22 protein-coding genes and 1 other RNA gene are annotated in these 21,931 nt (G+C 55.5%); 12 read left to right on the top strand and 11 right to left on the bottom strand.

The annotated features are described in order from the left end of the window. Positions 1–137: 137 nt before the first annotated feature. From IM295_RS02570 to IM295_RS02520, 11 genes are all read left to right on the top strand, one after another. Positions 138–1,436, top strand: coding sequence for an MFS transporter (locus IM295_RS02570; protein ID WP_193066165.1), 1,299 nt, complete (start codon positions 138–140; stop codon positions 1,434–1,436). Positions 1,437–1,551: 115 nt separating this feature from the next. Then, on the top strand, positions 1,552–2,328 hold the full coding sequence (exuR, locus tag IM295_RS02565) for a transcriptional regulator ExuR (RefSeq protein ID WP_193066164.1): 777 nt from the start codon (positions 1,552–1,554) through the stop codon (positions 2,326–2,328). A 343-nt stretch (positions 2,329–2,671) separates the two neighbouring features. Then, a complete protein-coding gene (gene yqjA / locus IM295_RS02560) occupies positions 2,672–3,334 on the top strand; it encodes a DedA family general envelope maintenance protein YqjA (RefSeq protein WP_008503144.1) in 663 nt (220 codons plus the stop codon). Between the two features lie 2 nt (positions 3,335–3,336). Then, positions 3,337–3,720 carry an EnvZ/OmpR regulon moderator MzrA gene (gene mzrA, locus IM295_RS02555; RefSeq protein ID WP_028014507.1) on the top strand — a complete coding sequence of 128 codons (384 nt, stop codon included), beginning with the start codon at positions 3,337–3,339 and terminating at the stop codon, positions 3,718–3,720. Positions 3,721–3,863: 143 nt separating this feature from the next. Next, on the top strand, positions 3,864–4,232 hold the full coding sequence (locus tag IM295_RS02550; protein WP_193066236.1) for a DUF1090 domain-containing protein: 369 nt from the start codon (positions 3,864–3,866) through the stop codon (positions 4,230–4,232). 29 nt (positions 4,233–4,261) lie between these two features. Then, positions 4,262–4,567 (top strand): YqjD family protein, encoded by a 306-nt coding sequence (locus tag IM295_RS02545; protein WP_008503141.1) that lies wholly within the window; start codon positions 4,262–4,264, stop codon positions 4,565–4,567. 1 nt (position 4,568) lies between these two features. Beyond that, the gene (locus IM295_RS02540; protein ID WP_041907961.1) at positions 4,569–4,967 is read left to right on the top strand and encodes a phage holin family protein; all 399 of its coding nucleotides are present in this window, start codon (positions 4,569–4,571) and stop codon (positions 4,965–4,967) included. After that, a complete protein-coding gene (locus tag IM295_RS02535) occupies positions 4,964–5,260 on the top strand; it encodes a YqjK-like family protein (RefSeq protein WP_014885330.1) in 297 nt (98 codons plus the stop codon). The genes IM295_RS02540 and IM295_RS02535 overlap by 4 nt, the downstream gene beginning before the upstream one ends. Positions 5,261–5,501: 241 nt before the next feature. Next, positions 5,502–5,894: a DoxX family protein gene (locus tag IM295_RS02530; protein ID WP_193066163.1), complete on the top strand. Its 393-nt coding sequence runs from the start codon at positions 5,502–5,504 to the stop codon at positions 5,892–5,894. A 72-nt stretch (positions 5,895–5,966) separates the two neighbouring features. Then, complete coding sequence (locus IM295_RS02525) at positions 5,967–6,953, top strand: glutathione S-transferase family protein (RefSeq protein WP_193066162.1); 987 nt, start codon at positions 5,967–5,969, stop codon at positions 6,951–6,953. Between the two features lie 105 nt (positions 6,954–7,058). Beyond that, entirely contained in the window at positions 7,059–7,424 is a 366-nt protein-coding gene (locus IM295_RS02520) for a DUF805 domain-containing protein (protein ID WP_028014511.1), read from the top strand. A gap of 41 nt (positions 7,425–7,465) precedes the next feature. Here the strand turns inward: IM295_RS02520 and yhaJ are convergent, their stop codons facing one another. Further along, positions 7,466–8,368 (bottom strand): DNA-binding transcriptional regulator YhaJ, encoded by a 903-nt coding sequence (gene yhaJ / locus IM295_RS02515; protein ID WP_003862655.1) that lies wholly within the window; start codon positions 8,366–8,368, stop codon positions 7,466–7,468. 104 nt (positions 8,369–8,472) lie between these two features. On the opposite strand from yhaJ, the gene IM295_RS02510 reads away from it, so the two are divergent. After that, a complete protein-coding gene (locus IM295_RS02510) occupies positions 8,473–9,174 on the top strand; it encodes a pirin family protein (RefSeq protein WP_028014512.1) in 702 nt (233 codons plus the stop codon). Positions 9,175–9,227: 53 nt separating this feature from the next. On the opposite strand, the gene IM295_RS02505 is transcribed toward IM295_RS02510, so the two are convergent. The 10 genes from IM295_RS02505 to garL form a co-directional block, all read right to left on the bottom strand. After that, the gene (locus IM295_RS02505) at positions 9,228–10,529 is read right to left on the bottom strand and encodes a serine dehydratase subunit alpha family protein (protein WP_155026265.1); all 1,302 of its coding nucleotides are present in this window, start codon (positions 10,527–10,529) and stop codon (positions 9,228–9,230) included. Between the two features lie 20 nt (positions 10,530–10,549). After that, the gene (locus IM295_RS02500) at positions 10,550–11,881 is read right to left on the bottom strand and encodes an amino acid permease (protein ID WP_041907950.1); all 1,332 of its coding nucleotides are present in this window, start codon (positions 11,879–11,881) and stop codon (positions 10,550–10,552) included. A 273-nt stretch (positions 11,882–12,154) separates the two neighbouring features. Further along, positions 12,155–14,449 carry a formate C-acetyltransferase gene (gene pflB, locus IM295_RS02495; protein WP_045260102.1) on the bottom strand — a complete coding sequence of 765 codons (2,295 nt, stop codon included), beginning with the start codon at positions 14,447–14,449 and terminating at the stop codon, positions 12,155–12,157. Positions 14,450–14,464: 15 nt separating this feature from the next. Continuing rightward, the gene (gene tdcD / locus IM295_RS02490; RefSeq protein ID WP_193066161.1) at positions 14,465–15,673 is read right to left on the bottom strand and encodes a propionate kinase; all 1,209 of its coding nucleotides are present in this window, start codon (positions 15,671–15,673) and stop codon (positions 14,465–14,467) included. A 29-nt stretch (positions 15,674–15,702) separates the two neighbouring features. Continuing rightward, complete coding sequence (gene tdcC / locus IM295_RS02485; RefSeq protein ID WP_047367071.1) at positions 15,703–17,034, bottom strand: threonine/serine transporter TdcC; 1,332 nt, start codon at positions 17,032–17,034, stop codon at positions 15,703–15,705. A 9-nt stretch (positions 17,035–17,043) separates the two neighbouring features. Further along, on the bottom strand, positions 17,044–18,033 hold the full coding sequence (tdcB, locus tag IM295_RS02480) for a bifunctional threonine ammonia-lyase/L-serine ammonia-lyase TdcB (RefSeq protein ID WP_023326154.1): 990 nt from the start codon (positions 18,031–18,033) through the stop codon (positions 17,044–17,046). A 96-nt stretch (positions 18,034–18,129) separates the two neighbouring features. Then, positions 18,130–19,050, bottom strand: a complete 921-nt coding sequence (gene tdcA, locus IM295_RS02475) for a transcriptional regulator TdcA (protein WP_045260099.1) — start codon at positions 19,048–19,050, stop codon at positions 18,130–18,132. Between the two features lie 688 nt (positions 19,051–19,738). After that, positions 19,739–20,115: RNase P RNA component class A (rnpB, locus tag IM295_RS02470), an RNA gene on the bottom strand. Positions 20,116–20,174: 59 nt separating this feature from the next. Further along, entirely contained in the window at positions 20,175–21,065 is an 891-nt protein-coding gene (gene garR, locus IM295_RS02465; protein ID WP_028014519.1) for a 2-hydroxy-3-oxopropionate reductase, read from the bottom strand. 21 nt (positions 21,066–21,086) lie between these two features. After that, complete coding sequence (garL, locus tag IM295_RS02460; protein ID WP_028014520.1) at positions 21,087–21,857, bottom strand: 2-dehydro-3-deoxyglucarate aldolase; 771 nt, start codon at positions 21,855–21,857, stop codon at positions 21,087–21,089. Positions 21,858–21,931: the final 74 nt, after the last annotated feature.

The raw sequence follows: 21,931 nt of genomic DNA, 5'->3' as shown, positions 1-21,931 counted from the left end.
ACGCTTACTTATGGCAAGGTTCGGGCCGTTCCGGGACATTCTCCCGGCTACGCCCCTCCCGTTACACAACTGCTCCCGGCAACGGTTGAGAGGTTGCCGTGCTCTGGCGCGGAAATAACATAACGATGAGGTTTTAGATGCGTAAAATTAGAGGGTTACGTTGGTATATGATCGCGCTGGTGACGCTGGGCACCGTGCTGGGCTACCTGACACGTAACACCGTGGCAGCCGCGGCGCCAACGTTGATGGAAGAGCTGCATATCTCCACGCAGCAATACTCTTACATCATCGCGGCCTATTCTGCCGCTTACACCGTCATGCAGCCTGTTGCTGGGTATGTTCTCGATATTCTGGGTACCAAAATCGGCTATGCCTTCTTCGCCATCGCCTGGGCGGTATTCTGCGGTGCAACCGCACTGGCAGGCAGCTGGGGCGGCCTGGCGCTGGCCCGTGGCGCGGTCGGTGCGGCAGAAGCCGCAATGATCCCGGCAGGGCTGAAAGCCAGCTCTGAGTGGTTCCCGGCAAAAGAGCGTTCCATCGCGGTGGGTTACTTCAACGTGGGCTCGTCCATCGGCGCAATGATTGCGCCGCCGCTGGTGGTGTGGGCCATCGTGATGCACAGCTGGCAGATGGCATTCATTATCTCTGGCGTGCTGAGCTTTGCCTGGGCAATGGCGTGGCTGGTTTTCTATAAACACCCGCGCGATCAGAAAAAACTCTCCGAGGAAGAACGCGAATACATTATTGGTGGTCAGGAAGCGCAGCATCAGACCAACAATGGCAAGAAGATGTCCGTCTGGCAGATCCTGGGCACCCGTCAGTTCTGGGGTATCGCCCTGCCGCGCTTCCTGGCTGAACCGGCCTGGGGCACCTTCAACGCGTGGATCCCACTGTTTATGTTTAAAGTCTACGGCTTTAACCTGAAAGAGATCGCGATGTTCGCCTGGATGCCGATGCTGTTCGCTGACCTGGGCTGTATTGTAGGCGGCTACCTGCCACCACTGTTCCAGCGCTGGTTTGGGGTGAACCTGATTGTTTCCCGTAAGATGGTGGTGACCATGGGCGCCCTGCTGATGATTGGCCCGGGCATGATCGGCCTGTTCACCAGTCCGTATGTGGCTATCGCCCTGCTGTGCATCGGTGGTTTTGCGCACCAGTCCCTGTCCGGCGCGCTGATTACGCTCTCCTCTGACGTCTTCGGTCGCAACGAAGTGGCCACCGCCAACGGCCTGACCGGGATGGCCGCGTGGACCGCGAGTACGATGTTCGCGCTGGTCGTCGGCGCGCTGGCGGATACCATCGGCTTCAGCCCGCTGTTCGCGGTGCTGGCAATCTTCGACCTGATGGGCGCGGTGGTTATCTGGACGGTGCTGAAAAGCAAATCCGCAGAGGAGCTGGCGAAAGAGTCTCTCGGGCGACCGGCTACGCAGAGTTAGCGAAAATGCGTTTTACCGAAGCCGCCCCCGGGCGGCTTTTTTAATGGCAAAATCTGGAGAGTATTCCGTGAAAGTGGTATAACAAATCATCTGCCGTACCCTGCCTGGAGCGCATATGGAAATCACCGAACCACGTCGTTTATATCAACAACTTGCTGCCGAGCTGAAAGATCGCATCGAGCAAGGGGTCTATCTTGTCGGTGATAAACTTCCCGCCGAGCGCTTTATCGCGGATGAAAAAAGCGTAAGCCGAACCGTGGTGCGCGAAGCGATTATCATGCTGGAAGTGGAAGGCTACGTTGAGGTACGCAAAGGTTCCGGCATTCACGTTATTTCTAATCAGCCTAAACACTCTCCGGTGGCGGATGAAAGTCTAGAATTCGCCAGCTACGGTCCGTTTGAGCTGCTCCAGGCTCGCCAGCTGATCGAAAGCAATATTGCCGAATTTGCCGCCACGCAGGTGACCAAGCAGGACATCATGAAGCTGATGGAGATTCAGGAGAACGCTCGCAAGGAAAAATGTTTCCGTGATTCCGAGTGGGACCTGCAGTTTCACGTTCAGGTCGCCCTGGCAACCCAGAATACGGCGCTGGCGGCAATCGTTGAGAAAATGTGGACTCAGCGCGTACACAACCCGTACTGGAAAAAACTGCACGATCATATTGATTCCCGTACCGTGGACAACTGGTGTGACGACCATGATCAAATTCTTAAGGCGCTGATTCGTAAAGATCCCCACGCCGCGAAGCTCGCCATGTGGCAGCACCTGGAAAACACCAAGCTGATGCTCTTCAATGAAACCAGCGACGACTTCGAATTTAACGCTGACCGCTATCTTTTTGCCGATAATCCTGTCGTTCATCTCGATACGGCCCCGAGCGGCGCAAAATAGGCGACCTTTCTACCGGCAGGCGCTTCGCTGCGCCTCCCCGGCTGAATGGGTAAGCAAAACATATATAGTGTCAGCCTTTGTAAAATCCCTCGCTCACTTTCAGGGCTTACGCCAAAATCACCTCACCCTGCAAATTCTGTGACGCAGAACGTTGGGCTTTGTTACAATTGGATTCACTTCGTTATTTTGAAAGTTAGTGCTTGCTAACCAGCCAATTAACAGGGAACAGTGTTGGCCACACCGCAATGTGTCCGCGAGCGACCATAATGAAATCACAACAATGTCGCCGTGCTGTTTGTCCCGGATAACAGGCGAGACGTTAACCGATTTCCAGGAACACTGAATGGAACTTTTGACCCAACTGCTGCATGCCCTTTGGGCGCAGGATTTTGAAACGCTGGCCAACCCTTCCATGATTGGCATGCTCTATTTTGTCTTGTTTATGATTCTGTTCCTTGAGAATGGTTTGCTGCCTGCAGCCTTCTTGCCGGGTGACAGTTTGCTGGTGCTTGTCGGCGTGCTGTGTGCTAAAGGCGCAATGGCGTTCCCGCAAACCATTTTATTACTGACCGTCGCGGCCAGCCTTGGCTGCTGGGTGAGCTATATCCAGGGAAGATGGCTGGGCAATACCCGAATAGTACAGAACTGGCTTTCCCATCTGCCTGCGCACTATCACCAGCGGGCACACCACCTGTTCCATAAGCATGGGCTTTCCGCGCTGCTGATTGGCCGCTTTATCGCCTTTGTGCGCACCCTGCTGCCCACCATTGCCGGGCTGTCCGGGTTGAGCAGCGCACGCTTCCAGTTCTTCAACTGGATGAGCGGCCTGTTATGGGTTCTGATCCTGACGACGCTGGGCTATGCACTGGGTAAGACGCCGGTCTTCATGAAATATGAAGATCAGCTGATGTCCTGCCTGATGCTGCTACCTGTTGTTCTGCTGGTCTTCGGCCTGATCGGCTCGCTGGTTGTCCTGTGGAAGAAAAAATACGGAGCGCGAGGTTAACGATGGTTATCTCACCGCTCGCCATGCGCCGCTTTGCCTGTGCCTTTATTGCACTGGTGATGCTCAGCGCCGTACTGCTGGCCTGGAACACGCTTTCACATCAGGACGCTACGCTGGCCATTCGCCCGGTAAACCAGGGGGGCGGTGTGCCTGACGGTTTTTCTGTCTGGCATCATCTGGATGCAAACGGCATCCGCTTTAAAAGCATCACCCCTCAGGACGATGTTTTACTGATTAAGTTTGATTCCCGTGCGCAGAGCGCTGCCGCGAAAGCGGTTCTTGACCGTACGCTGCCGCACGGCTATATCATTGCCCAGCAGGAAGATGACAACCCGCCAGCCGCGTGGTTATCATTGATTCGCGATACGTCGCATCGGTTTGGATAACTTCCTGGATTCCGAATCTTTTCACTCACTTTGGTGAATCCCCCGTTTACTTACTATGCTTAAGTACGCGGAGCACCCCTCGAATGTACTCCGCATCATTTTGGATAGCGGCTAACCCCGCAGCACAATGGAAGGTTTCGATAATGAAATTCCGCATGACCCTGGCTCTGGCCCTTTTTTCTTTAAGCACAACGACCTTCGCAAACTCTCTCTGTCTGGAGAAAGAACAGGATATTCAGCGTGAGATCGGTTATGCCGAAAAGCATAACAATCAGCACCGTGTTGATGGTCTCAAAAAAGCGCTGAGCGAAGTGAAAGCGAACTGTTCAGACAGCAAGCTGCGTGCCGATCACCAAAAGAAAATCGCTGAACAGAAGGACGAGATAGCCGAGCGCCGTCAAGACCTGCAGGAAGCGAAAGAGAAAGGGGATGCGGAAAAAATTGCTAAGCGCGAGAAGAAGTTGAAAGAGGCGCAGGACGACCTGAAAGCGCTGGAAGCTCGCGATTATTGAGTTAACGGAAATCTCAACAGGAGACAATCATGTCAAAAGATACGACGTCTGAACATCTGCGCGCTGAACTGAAATCCCTGGCCGATACCCTTGAAGAGGTGCTGAACTCCTCTGCCGATAAGTCGAAAGAAGAAGTAAGCAAGCTGCGCAGTAAAGCGGAGCAGGCGCTGAAAGAGAGCCGCTACCGCCTGGGTGAAACCGGTGATGCACTGGCGAAACAGACCCGTGAAGCGGCTGCGCGCGCAGATGAATATGTGCGCGACAATCCATGGACGGGAGTTGGTATTGGTGCCGCAGTGGGTGTGGTACTGGGTGTCCTGCTGACGCGTCGTTGATATGGAAGATCCTCGTCACGCACAAGGGCCTGCTAATAACGTCCTCGGCATCGGCCAGCGTATTTTAACGACGCTGGTTGGGATTGCCGAAACGCGCGTCCGGCTGGCAGTGGTCGAACTGGAAGAGGAGAAAGCGAACCTCTTCCAGATGCTGCTGATGCTCGGGCTGACCATGCTCTTCGCCGCGTTTGGTCTGATGAGCCTGATGGTGTTAATCATCTGGGCAATTGACCCGCAGTATCGACTTAACGCGATGATTGCCACGACCGTCGTTCTGCTGGTCGCGGCGCTGATTGGCGGCATATGGACGATGCGTAAAGCGCGCAGGTCCACTTTCCTGCGCCACACGCGCCAGGAACTGGCTAACGATCGCGCCCTGCTGGAGGATGACAAGCCGTGAGCGATAAAGCGGAACGTCAGAAGCGAAAAGCGTACCTGTTAAGTCAGATCCAGCAGCAGCGGCTGGATCTGTCTGCCAGCCGCCGTGACTGGATCGACGCGACGCGACGGTTTGACCGTGGCTGGAACACCTTCCTGAGCCTGCGTTCGTGGGCGCTGGTCGGCAGCAGCGTGATGGCTATCTGGACGGTTCGTCATCCGAATATGCTCATCCGCTGGGCCCGACGCGGCTTTGGTGCCTGGAGCGCCTGGCGTCTGGTCAAAGCAACGTTGCGGCAACAACAGCTGCGGTGATAAACGCAAAACGGTAACTCAGGTTACCGTTTTTTGTTTTTGCCCTTCTCCCCGTGGGCTGAGGGCACCAGCGCGCACCTGCCCTTACTCAATATCTTTGAAGAAGATTGACAGTTTTCCTTGCTAACAATTGCTACCCGCCCCGTTTACACTCCTCTCCATCGACAGCAGAGCCGCGGTATCTACGCGGAATTGCAGACAAATAATGTTCAGCCGCTTATGTGGTTTCCTGGAGAGTAAAATGAAAAAATTAGAAAATGTTGGTGTACTGGTCGCGCGTATTCTGATGCCAATTCTGTTTATCGTGGCAGGTTGGGGCAAAATTACCGGTTATGCGAGTACCCAGCAGTATATGGAAGCCATGGGCGTTCCGGGGTTCCTGCTGCCGCTGACCATTCTGCTTGAGTTTGGCGGCGGCCTGGCGGTTCTGTTCGGCTTCCTGACCCGCACCACAGCGCTGTTTACCGCAGGCTTCACCCTGCTGACCGCGTTCATCTTCCACAGCAACTTTGCTGAAGGCGTGAACTCACTGATGTTTATGAAAAACCTGACCATCGCGGGTGGCTTCCTGCTGCTGGCGATCACCGGTCCAGGCGCATACAGCATCGACCGCGTTCTGAATAAGAAATGGTAAGCACGCTATACTGAATAAACACAAAGCGAGGAGACATCTCCTCGCTTTTGCTATCTGACGGAGGAGTAAAAAATGGGACAACTCGTAGACGGCGTCTGGCAGGATGTCTGGTATGACACCAAATCCACCGGTGGACGCTTTAAGCGCTCTGTTTCGGCCTTCCGTAACTGGCTGACCGCCGACGGCGCACCCGGCCCGAGTGGCGAAGGGGGCTTTGCGGCGGAGAAAGATCGTTATCATCTTTATGTTTCCCTCGCCTGCCCGTGGGCGCACCGCACGCTGATCGTGCGCAAGCTTAAAGGGCTCGAATCTTTGATTCCGGTTTCGGTGGTGAACCCATTGATGCTGGAAAACGGCTGGACGTTTGACAGTGATTTCCCCGCCGCGACCGGTGATGACCTGTATCACCACGATTTCCTCTACCAACTCTACCTGCGCGCCGATCCGCACTACACCGGGCGCGTGACCGTGCCGGTGCTGTGGGACAAGAAAAACCAGACGATAGTCAGCAATGAGTCCGCGGAAATCATCCGCATGTTCAATACCGCGTTTGATGCGCACGGCGCCCGCGCCGGGGATTACTACCCGGTCGAGCTACGCGAGAAAATTGACGAGCTGAACAGCTGGATTTACGACAACGTCAACAACGGCGTCTATAAGGCCGGTTTCGCCACCAGCCAGGAAGCCTATGACGAAGCGGTCGGAAAGGTGTTTGAATCGCTGGAGCGCCTGGAGCAGATCCTGGGCCAGCATCGCTACCTGACGGGCGATCGCCTGACGGAAGCGGACATTCGCCTGTGGACCACGCTGGTTCGCTTTGACCCGGTCTATGTCACCCACTTTAAGTGCGATAAACACCGCATCAGCGACTACCTGAACCTGTATGGTTTCCTGCGAGACATCTACCAGATGCAGGGGATCGCGGAGACGGTCAATTTTGACCATATTCGCACCCACTATTTCCGCAGCCATAAGACCATCAACCCGACGGGCATCATCTCCATTGGCCCGTGGCAGGATCTGGATGAACCGCACGGGCGCGACGTGCGTTTCGGATAATTATTTAGGGAATCAATTGATTCCCTTTTTTAATTCACAGCATACATCTATCCTTACCTCGATCGCTTAGAAAACAAGTGATTGACTGATTAAGAGGCAAGGAAAATGGACTGGTATTTAAAAGTACTGCGCAACTACGTTGGATTTGGTGGCCGCGCCCGCCGCAAAGAGTACTGGATGTTCGTTCTGGTGAACTTCGTCCTGATTATGGTGCTGGGCATCGTGGATAAAATCCTCGGCTGGGAGCGCGCCGGCGGTGAAGGTGTACTCACTACGATTTATGGCTTGCTGGTTTTGCTGCCTTCATGGGCCGTGCTGTTTCGTCGTCTCCACGACACCGATCGTTCGGCGTGGTGGCTGCTGTTGCTGTTAATCCCGCTTGTCGGCTGGATCGTGATTTTAATTTTCAACTGTCAGAGCGGGACGCCGGGCGAAAACCGCTTTGGTCCGGATCCTAAGATCGGCGCGTAAATTACTGCCCGGTGGCGCTTACGCTTACCGGGCCTGCTCGCTTATTTGTTGTGATGCGCAAAGAGCTTTGGAATTTCGCGCAGGCACCACGATTTGGCTTCGCCCATGCTGTCGCGGCGCCACGCCATAATAATGTCCACTTCGCTGGTGTACTCCGGGCTCACCACCCTCAGTCGCCCTTCCGCAATATCTTTTTCGACAAACGGATAGGGCATCGTCGCCACGCCCAAACCGGCCAGCAGCGCCTGCCGCTTGTCTTCCAGTGACGTGACCGTCAGACGCGGCTGTTTATCCAGCAGCTGAACCGTCAGCACCGGACGCTCGCGCGCGGTATCCGCCACCGCCACGCCGCGGTACTTCACGCGCGTCACTTCAGAGAGCGGCTCCGGCTCCTGGTGAATCGGGTGATCCGGCGCGGCGACGTAGACGTTCATGACGCTGTAGAGCTTGCGCGAGTTGATTTCTGACGATGAGCGGAAATGCATGTCAGGCGCAATGACGATATCCGCCCTGCCCGTCTCCAGACGCTCCCACGCCCCGGCCAGCACCTCGGTGATGATCGACAGCTGCGTATTGGCCTTCGCCGCCAGGCGGTCCACCAGCGGGAACAGCGCTTCGGTCGGAACCAGCGCTTCGGTGACTAACGTCAGGTGGGTTTCCCAGCCTCGCGCCAGCGCTTCGGCGTCCGTGGTGAGCTTGTCCGCCGCTTCCAGCAGCACGCGACCTCGCTCCAGCAGCATCCGCCCCACGTTGGTGAATTTTGTTCGATGACCGGAGCGATCGAAGAGCACGACGTCCAGCTCTTCCTCCAGTTTTTGCATGGTGTAGCTTAGCGCAGACGGAACGCGCCCCAGTTCATCTGCCGCCGCGGCAAAGCTGCCGCGCCGGTCAATCGCGTCCATGACGCGAAGCGCCTCAAGCGTCAATGCTCTCTCTTTAGCCATCTCGTTCTCATTCAGGAAATTTGAACATACCGGGCAGAATATCTGGCTAACAATGCAGCGTCCATACCTTTACCATTGTTTTAGTGTAAAGAGAGGTCAAGTTTATGATTACGACAAGAACAGCGAAACAGTGCGGACAAGCCGATTTCGGTTGGCTGCAGGCCCGCTACACCTTTTCCTTTGGACACTACTTTGACCCTAAACTCCTCGGTTACGCTTCACTGCGCGTGTTGAACCAGGAAGTGCTCGCCCCGGGCGCCTCCTTCCAGCCGCGTACGTATCCGAAAGTCGATATCCTGAACCTGATCCTGGAAGGCGAGGCAGAATACCGCGATAGCGAGGGCAATCATGTCCAGGCAAAGGCTGGCGAAGCGTTGTTAATTTCCACGCAGCCGGGCATCAGCTACAGCGAGCATAACCTCAGCAAAGACAAAACGCTGACGCGCATGCAGCTGTGGCTCGACGCCTGCCCTGAGCGAGAAAACCCGCTGGTGCAGAAAATAGATCTGAAGGGCGATAAACAGCAGCTGATTGCCTCGCCTGACGGCAGCAAGGACAGCTTGCAGCTGCGACAGCAGGTATGGCTGCACCATATCGAACTGAAAAAAGGTGAACAGGCAAGCTTCCAGCTGCACGGCCCGCGCGCCTATTTGCAGTCCATTCACGGTACGGTGCATGCGGTAACGCACGCGGAAGAGAAAGAAGCGCTCACCTGCGGCGACGGGGCGTTTATTCGTGACGAAGCGAATATCACCCTGGTGGCAGATACGCCGCTGCGCGCGCTGCTGATTGATTTGCCGGTGTAAGAGTTGCTCGATCGGTCCCTCTCCCCTTTGGGAAGAGGGACGAATGCCAATCGCTACACCTTACTCGCCATAATCTCAATAATCTGCCGGTCCGTTGCCTGCATTGAGCGGCACGCCAGCGCGCACAGGTTCGCGATCGACTGCTCCACGTCGTGCGCTACAATCCCCTCGTTGCCCGTCACGCCCGACTCATCCAGCGCCATCATCACGGCTTTCCAGGCGCTGGTGACGCTGGTCGAGACTTTCATGGCGCAACTGTTAGACGCCCCGTCGCAGATCATCCCGCTGACGTCACCGATCATACTGCCGATGGCCATTGCAATCGTCTGATAGCTTCCGCCCAACAGCCACGCCATTCCTGCGGCGGCCCCCATACCGGCCGTTGTCGCCGCACACAGCGCGGACAAACGCGGAAGCTGGTAATGGATGTAGATAGCCGACAGATGCGAGAGCATCAGCGCCCGCGCCAGCCATTCGTCATCGGCCTGAACATGTTCAGCGACCACGACAACCGGCATGGTGGCTGTAATCCCCTGATTCCCGGAGCCCGAGTTGCTCATCGCCGGCAGCGTCGCGCCGCCCATGCGGGCATCCGAGGCCGCGCTGGTGCGGATAACGATGTCTGAACCCAGATCCTGCGCCATCCATCCGCGTGCGCGCTGCTTATTGAGGGTGGTGCCAATGTGTAGCCCCCACTTCCCGCTAAGCCCTTCACGAGAGAGCGCGTCGTTCAGTTGCCCTGCTTCCAGGATAAAGCGGATCGCCTCGAACGGTACCTGTTCGACAAACTCCAGGATCTGCGAGAGCGTGGTGTTTGACAGTACAGCCAGCGGATCGTTACTTACCTCGGCCTGCCGCTCGTCAAGACTGAAGCGCGTTTCGCCGTGACAAACCACCTCCACCACGCGGGTATGTCCGCCCGCAATGGTCACCATGGCCGAGGCCTCACCGGCGTAGACGCAGGCACGTGAATAGAGGATCTCATCGCACGGCTCCTGCAATTTCACCTGCACCAGACCGGCGTTAAGCATTGCTTTGGCCCGCGCCAGCGCATCGGCGGTGACATCTTTCAGCACCTCCAGCCCCGCCTGCGCATTGCCACCGATGGCACCCAGCGCCGCCGCAATGGGCAACCCGACCATGCCGGTGCCCGGCACCGTTACGCCAAGCCCGTTCTTCATCAGATTCGGCGATACCCACGCCTCAATCTTCGTGACGTCGCCAGGCAGTTGCTCTGCGGCAATCGCACAGGCAAGGGCCAGAGAAACGGGCTCGGTGCACCCCAGCGCAGGCTTAACTTCTTCCTGCACTACGCGAATAAATTGATTCCATAAAGGATGAGTTTGCTCAGACATCGTTACGACCTTATTTGCCCTCAGGAAAATGCGAGGAAAGGAGAAACACAAAGCAGCAGCCCGGTGATGACAATAATCACCAGCGATACGCCCTTATATTTATGCAGCGCCGGTACCTTGTAGACCAGCCACGCAGGGATCAGGCAGCCCACCATGCCGAAGATGGGGCTACAGATAGAGGTGAAGCTCAGTACCGGCGCGTTTAACACGATCGCGCTCCAGGCCAGCAGGATAGCGAACAGCATGATCCCGCGCTGGACGATGCTTTCATTAATACGTTCAGCCGGCATTTTACGGCGCAGGATATTCATCACGATCCCCTGCGTGGCTTCGCGGAAGCCGAGATAGACACCGAAGAAGGCGGTCATCACGGCAAAAATATTGAGGATCACGCTGACGATTTTGACCCAGCCCGCGCCGTCGCCGCTGATAAACTGCGCCGCAATCGCCAGGGCGGAAATGTTCTGCTCGTAGGCTTTCACCGCTTCGTCGTGTCCCATCGCCAGGGTGAAAGAGACGGCGTAGAAGAAGACCGTGACAAACAGTATGCCAAAGGCGATATTCATCGCCCGCAGCGCCTTATGACGCGCCACCTCAACGGATTTTTCCCGTGAACGATAGGAAATCACCATCGGGCTTAAGGTCTGAATAAACAGAATGGAGGTTAAGGTAAAGGGCAGCGTAATAATGGCATTTTTTATCAGCAACCCCATTGGCGGCAGCATGCCCACGTTGGCTAAATGCCAGAGACCAATCATCGAAAGCCCCAGCGCCGCCACCACAAATAATTTGGTCAGCACCATCAGACTGGAGACTTTAAACAGCAGCTTTTCACCACGCGAAGAGATGGCGACCAGAATACAGATCAGGAATAAGCCGTAGAAGGGATTTTCCGACAGCAACCCCTCGGTGACACCGAAGGTGTGCAAATAGGATGCGCTGTCGTTGGTGATAGCCGTGGAATAGACAAACATCCAGATGACCAGCATCACGAAATAGAGCGCACCTAATAAGATGCCCCAGTTTTTACCTAAATAACCGCTAATCACGCTCGGGTAGTCTTTACATTCCGGGGATTCCGCCAGCGTATTAATAAATAATCGCTGGAAGAGGTACATGGCCGGATAGCCAATAATCGAGGAGAGCAAAAAGACCCACAGCCCCATTAATCCAACCTGCACCGGAAGAAAAACGATTCCCGCGCCGATGGCCATCCCGATACTCATGATGACCCAGCCCGTGTCGGTGCTGTCGAATTTGATCGCCTCTCGCCATTCGCTTTCGCTCATTCCCGCCCGCCTTGCCGCAGGGGAATCACTCACAATCACACTGCTGTTTGTTGCCATATTCATTGGGCACTCGCTTATTTTGTAGGGTAAACAATTGTTTTTATTAGGTTCCGATCGCCAGCGATTGCGATTCAGAGAGCAGCAGGTGTTTGTTATTGGTGTGAGAAAATCATAGCCGGAGAAAGGGAGAAAAAAGTCACAATTTTTATAGGGATTTCCTGACGCTGGAGTAAAAATTGCTACTGGAGGTGTAAACGAGGAGGGTATTTTCTAAATGTGACAGTATTCACGAAATTAAAAGCCTCCTCTAAGGAGGAGGCACAATGGCAATTGGAATTACATCGCCTGCGTAAACGTACGCGAAATCACGTCCTGCTGCTGCTCGCGCGTCAGAGCGTTAAACCGTACCGCATAGCCGGATACGCGGATGGTCAGGTTCGGGTAGTTCTCCGGATGGGCAATGGCATCCAGCAGCATCTCCCGGTTCATGACGTTGACGTTCAGGTGCTGCCCGCCCTCAATAGACGCTTCGTGATGGAAGTACCCATCCAACAACCCCACCAGGTTGGTTTTGCGCACCAGTTCATCCTTGCCCAGCGCCTGCGGCACAATGGAGAAGGTATAGGAGATCCCGTCTTTCGCGTAGGTAAACGGCAGCTTGGCGACCGACGTTAGCGAAGCCACCGCCCCTTTCCTGTCGCGACCGTGCATCGGGTTGGCGCCAGGCGCAAACGGCGTGCCGCCGCGGCGTCCGTCCGGCGTGTTGCCCGTTTTCTGGCCGTAGACCACGTTGGAGGTGATAGTCAGGATCGACTGAGTCGGCACCGCGTTGCGATACGTCGGCAGCGCCTGGATCTTCTTCATAAATCGCTCCACCAGGTCGCAGGCGATGCTGTCCACGCGATCGTCATTATTGCCGTACTGCGGATAGTCGCCTTCTATGACGAAGTCCACCGCCAAACCGGTGTGGTCGCGCACTGGTTTCACCGTGGCGTACTTAATCGCCGACAGGGAATCCGCCGCCACCGACAGCCCGGCAATGCCGCAGGCCATGGTGCGATAGACGTCACGATCGTGCAGCGCCATCAGCGAGGCTTCGTAACTGTACTTATCATGCATGTAGTGAATGAGATTCAGCGCGCTGATGTACTGCACCGCCAGCCAGTCCATAAAGTGGTCGAGGCTCGCCATCACGGTGTCGTAATCCAGCACCTCATCCAGCAGCGGCTCGGTTTTCGGGCCGACCTGGATCTTCAGCTTCTCGTCCACCCCGCCGTTGATCGCGTACAGCAGCGTTTTAGCAAGGTTGGCGCGTGCGCCAAAGAACTGCATCTGCTTGCCGATCACCATCGGGCTGACGCAGCAGGCAATGGCGTAGTCGTCGCTGTTGAAGTCGGCGCGCATAAGATCGTCGTTCTCATACTGCAGCGACGAGGTGACGATCGACACCTGCGCGGCGTATTTCTTAAACGCGATCGGCAGCTGTTCGGACCAGAGGATCGTCAGGTTCGGCTCCGGCGCGGGCCCCATGGTATGAAGGGTATGCAGGTAGCGGAAGCTGTTTTTTGTCACCAGCGTACGGCCATCCAGCCCCATGCCGCCGATCACTTCCGTGGCCCAGATCGGATCGCCGGAGAAGAGCGTGTCGAACTCCGGCGTGCGCAGGAAGCGCACCATGCGGATCTTCATGATGAAGTGGTCGATCAGCTCCTGGGCCTGCACCTCGTTCAGCCGCCCCGCCTGCATGTCGCGTTCAATGTAGATATCAAGGAACGAGGCCGTGCGCCCCAGCGACATCGCCCCGCCGTTCTGGGATTTCACTGCGGCAAGGTAGGCAAAGTAGACCCACTGCACCGCTTCCTGCGCGTTCATCGCCGGACGTGAAATATCAAAGCCATAATTCGCCGCCATCTGCTGGATCTGCAGCAACGCACGCTTATGCTCCGCCAGCTCCTCGCGCAGGCGGATCGTCGCCTCCAGATCTTCACCGCGCTCCAGCCTGCCCTGCAGATCGGCAAACTGCAGTTCACGCTCGCGCACCAGATAGCTGATGCCGTACAGCGCCACGCGGCGGTAATCGCCGATAATGCGCCCGCGCCCGTAGCCGTCCGGCAGACCGGTCAGCACGCCAGATTTACGGCAGCGCATCATCTCCGGGGAGTAAACGTCAAACACGCCCTGGTTGTGGGTTTTACGCAGGTCGGTAAACAGGTATTCGAACTGCGGATCCATTTCCCGCCCGTAGGCTTCGAACGAGCTGCGGATCATGTTGATCCCGCCGTACGGATGCAGGGCGCGCTTGAGCGGCTTGTCGGTTTGCAGGCCGACGATCGTCTCAAGATCCTGGTCGATATAGCCCGGTCCGTGGGCGGTAATGGTGGTGGCAATGTTGGTGTCGAAATCCACCGGGGCGTGGGTGGCATTCTCCTGGCGAATGCCGACCATCACCTTCTGCCACAGCGCCGTCGTTGCTGGCGTCGCCTGCGCGAGGAAAGCTTCATCGCCTTCATAAGGGGTGTAGTTATGCTGAATAAAATCGCGGACGTTAACGGCGTTTTTCCATTCTTCACCGCGAAACCCGGCCCATGCGTCGCTGTAGGGCGCGACGCCCGTATCGATTGTTACTTTCATCAGATTCTCGCTTTATCAGGCGTAAGCCGCAGCCGGGATGACCTTCCCAAGACGGAGGGCGTCCAGCGCGATCATTTTTTCTTCGTTGGTAGGGATAACCGCGCAGGTCACGCGGGACGACTCGGTGGAGATGACGCGCGCACCCGCGCTGCCCGGCAGAGCGTTTTTCGCCTCGTCGAGCGCGATGCCAAACACCTTCAGATGTTCCGCCACCAGCGCGCGGATCAGCGTGGAGTTTTCACCGATGCCGCCAGTGAAAATCACGCCATCCAGACGGTGCAGAGACGCGGCATGACCGGCGATATGCCGCGCTATGCGGTGGACAAAGGTATTTATCGCCAGCTGCGCCCGGTCATTGCCGTCATGCCAGGCTTTCTCCAGCGCGCGTAAATCGGAGGAGATACCGGAGATGCCCAGCAACCCGGACTCTTTGTTGACCACGCGCTCCAGATCCTCGAACGACTGACCGGTCTGCTGGGCAATCCACGCCATTGCGCCGAAGTCCACGTCGCCGCAGCGCGTGCCCATCACCAGCCCTTCCAGCGGCGTCATCCCCATTGAGGTATCGACGCTTTTACCGTTGCGCACCGCGCAGATGGACGCCCCGTTGCCGAGATGGGCAATCACCAGGCCGCTGTCATCGGGGGACAGCCCGAGGAGCGCGTGCGCCTGCCCGGACACGTAGCGGTGAGAGGTGCCGTGGAAACCGTAGCGGCGCACGCCCAGCTCTTCAAAATAGCGGTACGGCAGACCGTACAGATACGCCTGCGGCGCCATGGTCTGATGGAAACTGGTGTCAAATACCGCCACCTGCTGCACGCCGGGGAACAGGCGCTCTGCAGCTTCCACGCCGCTCAGGTTGGCGTAGTTATGCAGCGGCGCCAGTGGGGAAACCAGGCGGATCTGCTCAATGACCTCTTCCGTGATGAGGGTCGACTCGCTGAAGAGATCGCCGCCGTGAGCGATGCGGTGGCCAATCAGGGCCACGCTGCTCATCAGGTCGCGCTTCTCCAGCTCGAGGGCGATGGCGGCCAGTGCCCCTTCGTAGTCCTGGTGAGCCAGTCTGACCGGCTCACCCCCGTTCACGGAAATAAAGGCTTTTTCAGTGTTGATGCCGTCCGCAATGCCCGTCAGCAGGGCATCGCAGCCTGCTGCGTCCAGCACCGAAAACTTAACGGAGGACGATCCGCAGTTAATAACCAGTACTACCGGAAATTCAGTCATGTGTTACTCCGCTCTTCCTGAGCTTTGGCTTAAAACAGTTTGTAAACGATATTCAGAATGGTCAGCAGGCCGACCACGGTCACGAAGATGTTCTCGGTCCGGCCTTTGTATTTCGCCAGCGCGGGCGCTTTACGAATGGCGTACATCGGCAGCAGACACAGCAGAGAAGCGATAATTGGCGCCCCCATGGCTTCAATAAGGTCGAGAATGTTCGGGTTGGCGTAGGCCACAATCCAGGTGGAGCCCATGATGAAAATCATGCTGATGGTGTTCAGCTTGCCGACGGAGACGTTCTTCTTATCGCCCTTGTAGCCGAACTTGAGGATCAGGCCGTTCAGCCCCTCCAGCGTGCCCAGGTAGTGGCCGAAGAAGGATTTAAAGATAGCGACCAGCGCGATGATGGAGGCGCCGTATTCCAGCACCGTGGCGAACGTGGATTTACTGCCCGACATCGAGGCAAAGTGGTTCGCCAGGTAAGAGAGCACCGGAATGTTCTGCGCTTTGGCATCCGCCATGTTCTGCGGAGAGAGCGTAAACAGGCAGCTAAAGGCGAAGAACATCACCACCGCCACCATCAGCAGGCTGGCGCGACCGATGATTTTGGAACATTTCTGCTCGGTGAATGCTTTCCCGAACTCCGGCTCGTACTCTTCGCGCTTGGAGACCACGAACGAGGAGACGATGGGCGAGAAGTTAAAGGAGAAGACCATGATGGAGATCCCCAGCCACACCGTGACCAGAATGCCGTCATGACCGGTAAAGGCGATATCGCTCAGGTTGACCTGGTCGATTACCGCCGAGTTCCAGTACGGGATCAGCGACAGGGAAATTAGCACCAGGCTGGCAATGAACGGGAACACCAGGTAGCTCATCACCTTCACCATCAGGTCTTTCCCGAACCAGATCACAAAGGCCATCAGCAGCAGCAGGAACAGCGCCACCACGCCGCGGTTCAGCGCAGGCATCTGGAGCTGGTTTTCCCAGAAGGTCATAAAGGTGTTAGTAATGGTGACGCCGTAAATCCACAGCAGCGGGCAAATGGCGAAGAAGTAGAGGAAGGTGATCACCACCCCACCGGTTTTCCCGAAGTGCTCTTCCACCGTTTCGGTGATGTTGCCGGAGACGTTGCTGCCGGACAAACAGAGGCGCGCCAGCGCGCGGTGGCAGTAAAACGCAATCGGGAAGGCGAGAACCAGCATCAGCAGGATGGGGATCAGTCCGCCAAAGCCTGCGCGAATGGGGAAGAACAGCACGCCTGCGCCAATGGCGGTACCAAACAGGCCGAGCGTCCATGTGGTGTCAGACTTACGCCAGGAGGACGTTTTTGTCTGGCCAACGATAATGCTTTCTGTGTTGCTCATAGGTCACCTTTATGCGTCAACGAAGCCGGTAATTTGGGAAACACGGGAGAGATCGATATTGCCGCCGGAAATAATGCAGACGGTTTTACGGCCCTGAATATAGTGGTCAAGCTTGCCGCTTAATAACGCCGCGCAGGCCAGCGCGCCCGCACCTTCCGTCACCACTTTATTTCGCTGAATAAGGGCAATCATGCTGTTGCGAATATCGTCTTCACTCACCAGCACAATGTCATCGACCAGTTCACGAACAATTTCGAAGGTTAATTTACCCGGACGAGACACGTCACAGCCGTCGGCTAATGTGCCGGTAACGCGATGATTGGTTATTTCTCCGGCCTGCCAGGAAGCCGCCATGCCGTGAACGTTTTCAGACTGTACGCCGATAATATTGATTGTCGGGTTGATGGATTTAATTGCCGTTGCAATCCCCGCGATTAACCCGCCGCCGCCGATAGGAACAATCACATTATCCACGTCGTAAAGATCTTCGAGAATTTCGAGGCCGATGGTGCCCTGCCCGGCAATGACTTTCGCATCGTCATAAGGCGGAATAAATATGCGCCCCTCCATCTCGACGATTTCGCTCACCTTAGCTATGGTGTCGTTGAAGTTCTCGCCGTGCAGCACCACTTCGGCGGAGTAGTCGCGGGTAGCGGCGACCTTGGATTTTGGCGCGCCCATCGGCATCACCACTTTGCCGTCGATACCTAGCATGGCGCAGGAGAGCGACACCCCCTGAGCGTGATTACCTGCGGAGCAGGCCACCACCCCTTTGCGTTTTTCTGCATCCGTCAGCGAACTTAACTTATTAAACGCCCCGCGTATTTTAAACGAACCGGTACGCTGCATATTTTCAAATTTCAGGAATATCTCACCCTTACAGCGTTCGCTGAGATAATTTGAGCGCGGCATGCCGGTTTTATAAATTTTTCCCGCCAGGCGTTTTCTGGCGTCCTGAATATCTTCAATGGTCACCGGGAGATCGTAGGTAATGTGCATAATATCCTCGTTATAATAATTCATTCTTTTCAGGCAAAGTCAGGGTATCAGAGCGTTAAAAAGCGTCGCTCCGGGTGTTTTAAAACTTAATTATTTCTATCGTCGTTTATCGATATCCATCGACGAATATTGTTTTGCCAGTTCAACTAATACTGACGCCGATTTTTTAATACTGTAATTTTTCGACCACACGGCGGCATAGCGCGCCACGGGTAATTCATCTTCCACGGGCAGCACAATAAACTGGTCTGAGCCGAACGGCGCAATCATGTCGCGGGGGATCACCGTCAGGTAATCAGCATTCAGGACAAGGTTATAGATAGTGACGACGGAATCGGTCTGGACGATGTTTTCAATGCTGATGCGGTTGTCTTGCAGGGTGGTCAGGAGTTCGTTGTAGTAGCCCATATCGGTTTGCGGCATCACCCACTGCTCATGCGTAAGTGATGCCAGTCTGGTCGGGCCGGTGCACGTTCGTGATTTACTCGCCACCAGCACAAACTCGGATTCAAACAGTGGCTCAACGTGAAGGTCCTGAAGCAACATTCCGTCGCTCAGCGTGCCGATGGCAAAATCCAGCCGACCGTCGCGAATGGCGGGCAGGAATGAAGAGAGCTGCGCTTCATACATGGAGACGCGCGCTTTCGGGAACACTTCCCTGAATTTTTTGATCATCTCAGACAGGAAGGTGAAGCCAATCAGCGACGGATAGCCAAAGGAGACGTCCATGACGGTACTAAAACTGAGGCTGTTGATTTCGCTCACCATGTTTTTCATTTCGCGGGTGATCGACTCAGCGTATGACAGCAGCACCTGACCAGCGGCAGTGAGTTTTACGCCGGTGTTTTTACGCACCATCACTTCCACCCCGAAGTAGGATTCGATGTCGCTGATGATTTTGCTGACGGCGGGTTGCGTCAGGCCTAGTTGTCTTGCGGCAGAACCTATGGAGCCACTTTTAATGACTTCCTGAAATACCACGAGGTGCTGAGTTTTCGGTAGAATAATAGTATTCATAATATTCTGCGCTTATTTCCCTATGACGCAGCGGATTCTACCCAATAATGTTTCAGGGGGTATGTGCTGTTACTCACAATTTGCTTCCCCGCGCATTTCACGGGCACAACAAGAACCTAAAAAATACTTTATAATCAATGCCATATAAAATTAAAAGCACACCATTACGCTGATATCGATCAATAAAATCAGCAGTAATAAATTTATTTTATGGCGATAACCTTGATAAATTTCTCTACGTTAAATAAATCAATAAAGATGAACTTTCAGACAATTAAAGGCCAATAAATAACCGTTATTCCTTTTAAACATTCTTTCAAATTATCAAATTTTGCAGAGGATTTTTGGACAGCTTTTTATAAACAGTGGAATACGTCACACATTCATAGCCTGAATGTTTTTAATTTCAATATGTTTATATCAAATAAGAAAATATTTGCGATCGTTCAGTTAACATTCGCAACAAATTAACAATACTGTAAATTCACCATTTTTTAGGGTGAAATTTTGTGATAACGATCGTTTGCGGTAGGCATGGCGATGCCCGAAAGGGTCATGCAGTGAAATGTGCTTAATGTCGCAAATATGAGAATTGATGTCGTTTGTGCGAGTTGCCCGGTGGCGATGCGCATACCTGGGCTACGAAACCCTAAAAGCAAAAACCCCGCCGAAGCGGGGTTCTGGAAGAAGTTGAAGCTGACCGATAAGCCGGGTTCTGTCGTGGACAGTCATTCATCTAGGCCAGCAATCGCTCACTGGCTCAAGCAGCCTACCCGGGTTCAGTACGGGCCGTACCATGTGAACCCCTATTTGGCCTTGCTCCGGGTGGAGTTTACCGTGCCACGGACTGTTACCAGCCGCGCGGTGCGCTCTTACCGCACCCTTTCACCCTTACCTGATCCCGCTTGCGCGGGCCATCGGCGGTTTGCTCTCTGTTGCACTGGTCGTGGGTTTCCCCCCCAGGCGTTACCTGGCACCCTGCCCTGTGGAGCCCGGACTTTCCTCCCCTCCGCCCGTCTCCCCCGAAAGGGACGACGACGAAGCGGCGACTGTCTGGTCAGCTTCGGCGCGCAGTATAGAGGGTTTGCGCGCCGCTGTCACCCTCAGGTGCGGGCAAGATGCTATTAACGCGCCACTTCCACCTTCGCCAGTTTTTCGTAGTAGCACGCAATCGCGCTGTGATCGGCCGTACCCAGGCCATCCGCCCGCAGCGCCTGCATCATCTCCATAACCGCAGCGGTCAGCGGCAGCTGTGCACCCACGCCGTGAGACGTATCCAGCGCGTTCGCCAGATCTTTGATGTGCAGATCAATGCGGAAACCGGGTTTGAAATTACGATCCATCACCATCGGCGCTTTGGCATCCAGCACCGTACTGCCCGCCAGACCGCCACGGATTGCCTGATAAACCAGGTCCGGATTGACGCCCGCCTTGGTTGCCAGCGTCAGCGCCTCAGACATGGCGGCAATGTTCAGCGCCACAATCACCTGGTTCGCGAGCTTGGTAACGTTGCCCGCGCCAATGTCTCCGGTATGCACTACGGAGCCTGCCATCGCTTTCATCAGGTCATAGTATTTGTCGAACACGGCCTTATCGCCGCCCACCATCACCGACAGGGTACCGTCGATGGCTTTCGGCTCGCCGCCGCTGACGGGCGCATCCAGCATCTCTACGCCCTTCGCTTTTAACGCCTCGCTGATTTCACGGCTCGCGAGCGGGGCAATAGAGCTCATATCAATTAGCACCAGGCCCGGCTTCGCACCCTCGATGATGCCGTTTTCCCCAAGCGCGACCTCTTTGACGTGAGGGGAATTTGGCAGCATGGTGATGATGACATCGCACTGCTCAGCAATGGCTTTAGGGGTAGTAGCTGTTTCCGCGCCCGTCGCCATCACCTCAGCCACAGACTGTGGATTGTGATCGGATACCACCAGTGAGTAACCCGCTTTAATCAGGTTCTTACTCATTGGTTTACCCATGATCCCAAGACCAATAAAACCCACTTTCAGCGTCATAATCTGTTTCCTCAATGATGGTTATTTTTTAAAAGCGTCCGCTAATTTCTGCGTCGCTGAGCGGAACACGCCGAGGTCGCTGCCGACGGCAACGAACGTGGCTCCCCACTCCAGGTAGCGGCGGGCATCGGCTTCAACCGGCGCCAGAATGCCGCACGGTTTGCCGTGCGCTTTGGCGCGGGCAAAGATGTGCTGGATTGCGCGCTGTACGTCCGGGTGGCTGGCGTTGCCCAGATGCCCAAACGCCGCAGCCAGATCGCTTGGACCGACGAAGATACCGTCCACGCCGTCTGTGGCTGCAATCGCATCGACGTTATCAACGCCCTGCTGGCTTTCAATCTGAACCAAAATAGTGATGTTGCTATTGGACTGGGCGAAGTAGTCCGGCACGGTGCCAAACATGTTGGCGCGGTGCGATACTGAGACGCCGCGGATCCCTTCCGGCGGATAGCGCGTTGAAGCCACGGCCAGCGCCGCCTGTTCTTCCGTTTCCACAAACGGGATCAGGAAATTGTAGAAACCGATATCCAGCAGACGCTTGATAATCACCGGCTCGTTAGTTGGCACGCGCACCACCGGAGTGCTGGGGCTACCTTTCAGCGCCATCAGCTGCGGAATAAAGGTGCTGATATCGTTCGGCGCGTGTTCGCCGTCCAGCACCAGCCAGTCGAATCCGGCCAGGCCTAACACTTCGGTGCTGATAGGGTTTGCCAGCGCGGACCAACAGCCAATCTGAATCTGGTGCGCCGCGAGGGCAGCTTTAAACTTATTCGGGAAGATATCGTTATTCATCACTTAACCCTTTTTTAATTCCGCAGTTTTAGCCAGTAATATTTATTCCAGAAAAGATCCTTTATATTTATTTC

Origin of the sequence: Enterobacter cloacae complex sp. P14RS (assembly GCF_014895895.1) — a bacterium.
In the GTDB taxonomy this organism is placed as follows: Bacteria; Pseudomonadota; Gammaproteobacteria; order Enterobacterales; family Enterobacteriaceae; genus Enterobacter; species Enterobacter bugandensis.
Note: the sequence above shows the minus strand (reverse complement) of the source record. Positions and strands in the feature narration are given on the sequence as shown.